The organism is Actinosynnema sp. NPDC059797, from assembly GCF_042732085.1.
Taxonomy (GTDB): Bacteria; Actinomycetota; Actinomycetes; order Mycobacteriales; family Pseudonocardiaceae; genus Actinosynnema.
In genome coordinates this window covers 34,156-40,264 of the sequence record NZ_JBHWIE010000045.1, presented here as the reverse complement: position 1 = coordinate 40,264, position 6,109 = coordinate 34,156, and the positions used below count along the sequence as shown (strand labels likewise).

The window sequence follows — 6,109 nt, the reverse complement described above, 5'->3', positions numbered from 1 at the left end:
CCCCAGGGCATCGTGGTGGGCTCGGTGACGAAGTCGGTGACGAAGCCGGACAGGTTCTGGTGCACGTGGTCCACGTCGTCGACGAGGAACTCGGTGATCACGCTGCGGTTGTCCGCCGGGCAGCCGAGCGCAAGGCCGCCGAGGGCAGGGCCGCCGAGCGCCGGGCCGCCGAGGGCCGGGCGGCCGAGACCAGGGCGGCCGGGGGCAAGGGGTCCGAGCCCAAGGCCCGGACCCCAGGGTCCGGGCGGGCCCGCGGCGCGGACCGGCGGTCGGCGGCCCACGAGGGCAGGTCGACGGCCCGGCCGCAGCCCCGGCGACCCCAGTCCAGGGCCCGGACCAGGGCGGGCGCGGGCACGGGCGGCGCGTTCGGCATGTCCGGCACCCGCCGCGCCGCGCTGCTGGCCATGGTGGTCTGCGCGCTGGCGCTGAGCATCGCCGTGCCGCTGCGCACGTACCTCGCGCAGCGCGAGGAGCTGCGCGAGGTCAACGCCTCGCACGAGACGCTGCGCGCCGAGGTCGAGCGGCTGGAGGGGCGCAAGCGCGAGCTGGCCGACCCCGCGCACCTGGAGGCCGAGGCCCGGCGCCGGCTGCACTACGTCCGACCGGGGGAGACGCCGTACGTGGTGCAGCTCCCCGGCGACGCGGAACGCGAACTGGAAGAGCGACGACCGGCGACCCAGCCGGCCGAGGACAAGGCGTGGTACGAGCAGTTGTGGGATTCGGCGGCAGCGCGATGACGGTGAGCGACGAGGACCGGGCGGCGGTCGCCGGGCAGCTGGGGCGGACCCCGCGCGGCATGAGGGCCGTCGCGGCGCGGTGCCCGAGCGGGCACCCGGCGGTCGTGCGGACCAACCCGAGGCTGGAGGACGGCACCCCGTTCCCGACCCTCTACTACCTGACCTGCCCGAGGCTCACCTCCCTGGTCAGCAGGCTGGAGAGCGCCGGGGTGATGAAGGAGATGACCGAGCGGCTGGCGGTCGACGAGGAGCTGGCGGGCCGGTACCTGAGGGCGCACGAGGCGTACCTGGCCGAGAGGGACGCGATCGAGCCCCTCGGCACCACCGTGACCGCCGGCGGGATGCCGGGCCGGGTCAAGTGCCTGCACGTGCACGTGGCGCACTCGCTGGCGGTGGGCCGGGGGGTGAACCCGTTCGGCGACGAGGCCCTGGACCTGCTGGCGGACGAGTGGCCGAGCGGTGATTGCGCGTCAAAGGTGAAAAACTGACCTTACGGGCAGTTCTTCACGCACAAAGCGGGCACATTGCCGTGACACCGCCGTTCGGATCAGGCAGGCTGGATCTCGGGCCGGGTGACGAGGCGATGGGGAGTTCGTGGCTGTGCCGAAGTCCAAGCGACGGTCGAAGAAGCCGACGAGAGTCCAGCCGGGGACGATGACGCCGCGGCAGCGGGGCCTTGCCACCGCGGCCCTCGGCGCGATGCTCGTCCCCACGCTGCTGCACGGCGGCACCCCGCTGGACTGGGTCAACCTGGCGGGCAGGTCCGACATCGAGGCCGTGCCGCCCGGCGCCGGCGACGTGCTCGGCACGCTCGCGCTGGACGGCGACGACCTGGGCGCCACCGGCAGGCTGCCGGAGACCGACGACCTGAGCGCGTCCCTGCTGGCCGACGCGGACGACCCCGGCGAGTTCGAGGACGACCTGCCCCCGCTGGAGGGCGGCTACCTGCGCGAGGGCCAGCACGGCATCCCCGGCGTCATGCTCGACGCCTACATGCGGGCCGCCGACCGGCTGGCCGAGACCAAGCCCGGCTGCAACCTGGACTGGCCGCTGCTGGCGAGCATCGGCCGCATCGAGTCCGGCCACGCCCGCGGCGGCCGCGTCACGGAGAACGGTGACACGGTCGGGCGAATCCTGGGCCCGGTGCTCGACGGCTCGCCGGGCGTCGCGGCGATCCGCGACACCGACGGCGGCCGGTTCGACGCCGACACCACGTGGGACCGCGCGGTCGGGCCCATGCAGTTCATCCCCTCGACCTGGGCGGGCTACGCGGCCGACGGCAACGAGGACGGCGAGCGCGACCCGAACAACATCTACGACGCCACCATCGGCGCCGGCAACTACCTGTGCGCGTACGACTCCGACCTGAGCGACCCCCAGCAGCGGGCCCGGTCGGTGTTCCGCTACAACCAGTCGAACTCGTACGTGGCGACGGTGCTGTACTGGGCGGACCTGTACGCGAACGGCGTGACGCCGACCCCCGACGTGGTCGGCTCGGACGCCGACTTCGGTGACGACTTCGGCGACGACGGCGGCGACTCGCAGGGCTCGAACCCGCCGCCGGGGACGTCGAACCCGCCGGGGACGACCACCCCGCCGTCGTCGAACCCGCCGTCGTCGAACCCGACCACGATCACGGTGAAGCCGACGAACCCCACCACGACGACCACGCCGCGGTGCCCGACGCCGACGACGACCACCACGACCACCACCAGCACGACGACGCCGACGACCACGCCGACGACCACCACCCCCGTGCCGCCGGGCTGCCCGACGCCCACCACGACCACGACGACCACGACGACCACGACGACGACCACCACCACGACGACGACCACGACGACCACGACGGGCGCCGCCGCGACCACCGACCCGGCCACCACGCCGGGCGGCAGCTCGTCGGCCGGCACCTCGCCCGCGGGCTCCAGCCCGGCGGGCACGTCGTCGTCCGGCTCGTCGGTGGGCGCCTCGTCGGTGACCTCGTCGATGCGGCCCGTCTGAGCCCTCCCGGCGGCGGACTACGCTGGCGGTCGGACGACCACCGACCGAAGGGACCGGGCATGGCGCGCGTGGCCGCGATCGACTGCGGGACGAACTCGATCCGCCTGCTCGTCGCCGACGTGACCACTTCGGACGACGGCGGGCGCTGGTTGCGCGACGTGCACCGGGAGATGCGCGTGGTCCGCCTGGGCCAGGGCGTGGACGCGACCGGCGAGCTGCACCCGGAGGCCCTGGCGCGGACCAGGGCCGCGCTCGTCGACTACACGAACGTGTTGCGCCGCAAGGGGACCGAGCGGGTGCGCATGGTCGCCACCTCCGCCACCCGCGACGCGGCCAACAAGGACGACTTCTTCGCCATGACCCGCGAGGTGCTGGGCGTCGAGGCCGAGGTGATCAGCGGCGACGAGGAGGCCCGGCTGTCGTTCACCGGCGCGGTGTCCGACCTGGACGGCGCGGAGGGCCCGTTCCTGGTCTCCGACATCGGCGGCGGGTCCACCGAGCTGGTCCTGGGCTCGTGGGACGGCGTGCGGGGCGAGGTCGAGGCGGCCCGGTCGGTCGACATCGGGTGCGTCCGGCTCACCGAGCGCTGCCTGCGCTCCGACCCGCCCACCGGGCGCGAGGTCGAGGAGGCCGTGCGGGTCACGCGGGAGGTGCTCGGCGAGGCGTTCGACGCCGTGCCCACCGACCGGGCCAGGACCTGGATCGGCGTCGCGGGCACGGTGACCACGCTGGTCGCGGTGGCCAGGGGGCTGCCGCGCTACGACCCGGACGAGATCCACCTGGCCCGGCTGACCACCGACGAGGTCCGGGAGACCACGGCGAAGCTGCTCGCCCTGGACCACGACGCGCGGGCCGCGCTGGGGCCGATGCACCCCGGCCGCGTGGACGTCATCTGCGGCGGCGCGCTGATCGTGCGGGCGCTCGCCGACCACCTGGCCGAGCGGGGCGTGACCGAGCTGGTGGCCAGCGAGCACGACATCCTGGACGGGATCGCGTTCTCCCAGGTGTGAGCGCCCGGCCGGGGACGTGCCCCGACCGGGCGGACCCGGGTTCCGGCGGGTCGGTGGTTCAGCGGCTCAGCGGCTCCGGCGGTTCAGCGGCTCCGGCGGTTCAGCGGGTCCGGCGGCTCAGCGGTTCGAGGCCGACTGCACGAACGCCGCCAGGTCCTTGGACTGCCGCACCCGGCTCGGCTCGTGGACGTACATCATGTGCCCGGCGGGGTAGTACGCCGACTCGATGTTCGCGTGCAGCTCCCGCGGGATCCGCAGGTGGGCCACCACGTGCTCGGCCGCGTAGTACGGCGTCGCGCCGTCGTAGTAGCCGTAGGCGATGTGGACCTTCAGGTGCGGGTTGGCGCGCATCGCCGCCGACAGCTTGTCGGCCACCGACACGTGCGTGCCCTCGAACTCCTTGTACGACCACGGCCGCACGTTGCCGGTCAGGATCTCGTACGGCAGGTCGTTCTCGTACTCCAGGTCCGTCCGCACGTAGTGGTTCAGCGCGGCCGTGTACGGCCCGAGGATCGCCGCGTACGACGGGTCCTGGCTGAAGTGCTCGCGCCCGTGGTCGTGCTCGGGCCCGGTGAACCGCGAGTCCAGCCGGCCGACGACCTTGCGCCGCGCGCGCAGCAGCTCGGTGAAGAACCGCACGTGCTCGATGCGCAGGTCGACCCGGTCCACGTAGTCCTCGGACAGGCCGGTCAGCGCCGCCAGCCGCGCCACCGCGGACGCGCGCTCCTCGTCGGTCAGCCGGCTGCCGCGCGCCAGCGCCCACGGGTAGTCGCGCGAGGCGAAGTCCTCGGCGTCGGCCAGCACGTCCTCCAGCGACCGGTCGCCGTGCAGGCCGTGGTAGTGCGCGATCGCCGCGTAGGTCGGCAGGAACAGGGGGTGCGGCACGTCGTTGTTGTCGCTGAAGTCCAGGGTGGTGAAGTCCAGCACCGAGGAGATCAGCATCAGCCCGTTGAGGTACATGCCGTGGCGGTTCTGGAGGTGCTCGGCGAGGCCGGCCGCGCGCAGGGTGCCGTACGACTCGCCCGCCAGGAACTTCGGCGACAGCCAGCGGCCGTTGCGGGAGGTCCACAGCCGGATCACCTCGCCGACGGACTCCAGGTCGCCCTGGAACCCGTGGTACGCCTCGGGCTTCTCGCCCTTGACCGCGCGGGAGTAGCCGGTCGAGACCGGGTCGATGAACACGAGGTCGCTGTGCGCGAGCAGGGTCTCGGGGTTGTCGACCAGGTCGTACGGCGGCGGGACCAGCTCGCCGACGTCGCCGGACACCACGCGGCGCGGTCCGAGCAGGCCGAGGTGCAGCCACACGCTGGAGGAGCCGGGGCCGCCGTTGAACGCGAAGGTCACCGGGCGCCGGGAGGGGTCGGCCCCGTCCAGGGTGTACGCGGTGACGAAGACCTCCGCCTTGGGCAGGTGGCCGTCGAACTTGCCGTCGGTCAGCACCTCCTTGCGCAGCACCACCCGACCGGTGGTCGCGGTGTAGTTCACCTTGCGCCGCTTGACGGTGATGCTGTGCTGGGTGGTGACGAGGTCGTCGGCGGGGAGGTCCTCCCCGCCGGCGGACGCGTCGTTGACGGGCTGCTCGTCGGCGGTGTCCTTGTCGGTCATGCCAGAACTCTACGATCGGGGTAGGTCCGGTGCGCGACCTTTCCGCCTTGGACGAAACCGTTACCACTTGCCGCGCGTGCCCGAGGCTCGTGGCGTGGCGGGAGGAGGTCGCCCGGGTGCGGCGGGCGGCGTTCCGGGACCAGGTCTACTGGGGACGGCCGGTGCCGGGGTTCGGGCCCGCGGACGCGTCGCTGGCGATCGTGGGGCTGGCGCCCGCGGCGCACGGCGGGAACCGGACGGGCCGCATGTTCACCGGCGACCGGTCGGGCGACTTCCTGTACGCGGCGCTGCACGCGGTGGGCCTGGCCAACCAGCCGACGTCCGTCCACGCGGGCGACGGCCTGGCCCTGTTCGGCACGCGGGTCACCGCGCCGGTCAAGTGCGCGCCGCCGGAGAACAAGCCGACCCCGGAGGAGCGCGACAACTGCCGCCCGTGGCTGGTGCGCGAACTGGAGCTGCTGCGGCCGACGCTGCGGGCGGTGGTGGTGCTGGGCGGGTTCGGGTGGCAGGCGCTGCTGCCGGTGCTGGCGTCGTGCTGGCGCGTGCCCCGGCCGAGGCCCGCCTTCGGCCACGGGGCGCGGGTGGTCCTGGACGCCCTGGACGGCGGCGAGCCGCTGGAGCTGTTCGGCTGCTTCCACGTGAGCCAGCAGAACACCTTCACCGGGCGGCTGACCCAGCCGATGCTCCAGGGGGTGCTGCGGGACGCGGCGGGCGCGGCGGGGATCGTGCCCGCCGGCGGGCGGTGACGGCCGGGTC

At 73.8% G+C, this 6,109-nt stretch carries 6 protein-coding genes; 5 read left to right on the top strand and 1 reads right to left on the bottom strand.

What is annotated here, in order from left to right:
* The first annotated feature begins 65 nt into the window (after positions 1-65).
* From ACFV4N_RS14750 to ACFV4N_RS14735, 4 genes are all read left to right on the top strand, one after another.
* Positions 66-737, top strand: coding sequence for an FtsB family cell division protein (locus tag ACFV4N_RS14750; RefSeq protein ID WP_499673037.1), 672 nt, complete (start codon positions 66-68; stop codon positions 735-737).
* A complete protein-coding gene (locus ACFV4N_RS14745) occupies positions 734-1,225 on the top strand; it encodes a DUF501 domain-containing protein (protein ID WP_499673036.1) in 492 nt (163 codons plus the stop codon). The genes ACFV4N_RS14750 and ACFV4N_RS14745 overlap by 4 nt, the downstream gene beginning before the upstream one ends.
* A 211-nt stretch (positions 1,226-1,436) precedes the next feature.
* Positions 1,437-2,738: a lytic transglycosylase domain-containing protein gene (locus ACFV4N_RS14740; RefSeq protein WP_499673035.1), complete on the top strand. Its 1,302-nt coding sequence runs from the start codon at positions 1,437-1,439 to the stop codon at positions 2,736-2,738.
* Positions 2,739-2,797: 59 nt separating this feature from the next.
* Positions 2,798-3,748 (top strand): Ppx/GppA phosphatase family protein, encoded by a 951-nt coding sequence (locus tag ACFV4N_RS14735; RefSeq protein ID WP_499673039.1) that lies wholly within the window; start codon positions 2,798-2,800, stop codon positions 3,746-3,748.
* 117 nt (positions 3,749-3,865) lie between these two features.
* Here the strand turns inward: ACFV4N_RS14735 and ACFV4N_RS14730 are convergent, their stop codons facing one another.
* Positions 3,866-5,353, bottom strand: a complete 1,488-nt coding sequence (locus ACFV4N_RS14730) for a S10 family peptidase (protein ID WP_499673034.1) — start codon at positions 5,351-5,353, stop codon at positions 3,866-3,868.
* Between the two features lie 29 nt (positions 5,354-5,382).
* On the opposite strand from ACFV4N_RS14730, the gene ACFV4N_RS14725 reads away from it, so the two are divergent.
* Entirely contained in the window at positions 5,383-6,099 is a 717-nt protein-coding gene (locus ACFV4N_RS14725) for a uracil-DNA glycosylase (RefSeq protein WP_499673033.1), read from the top strand.
* Positions 6,100-6,109: the final 10 nt, after the last annotated feature.

Bases quoted from the DNA above. Each gene is read 5' to 3' on its own strand.
- ACFV4N_RS14745 (WP_499673036.1), top strand. From the start codon at position 734: ATGACGGTGAGCGACGAGGACCGGGCGGCGGTCGCCGGGCAGCTGGGG.
- ACFV4N_RS14735 (WP_499673039.1), top strand. From the start codon at position 2,798: ATGGCGCGCGTGGCCGCGATCGACTGCGGGACGAACTCGATCCGCCTG.
- ACFV4N_RS14740 (WP_499673035.1), top strand. From the start codon at position 1,437: ATGCTCGTCCCCACGCTGCTGCACGGCGGCACCCCGCTGGACTGGGTC.
- ACFV4N_RS14730 (WP_499673034.1), bottom strand. From the start codon at position 5,353: ATGACCGACAAGGACACCGCCGACGAGCAGCCCGTCAACGACGCGTCC.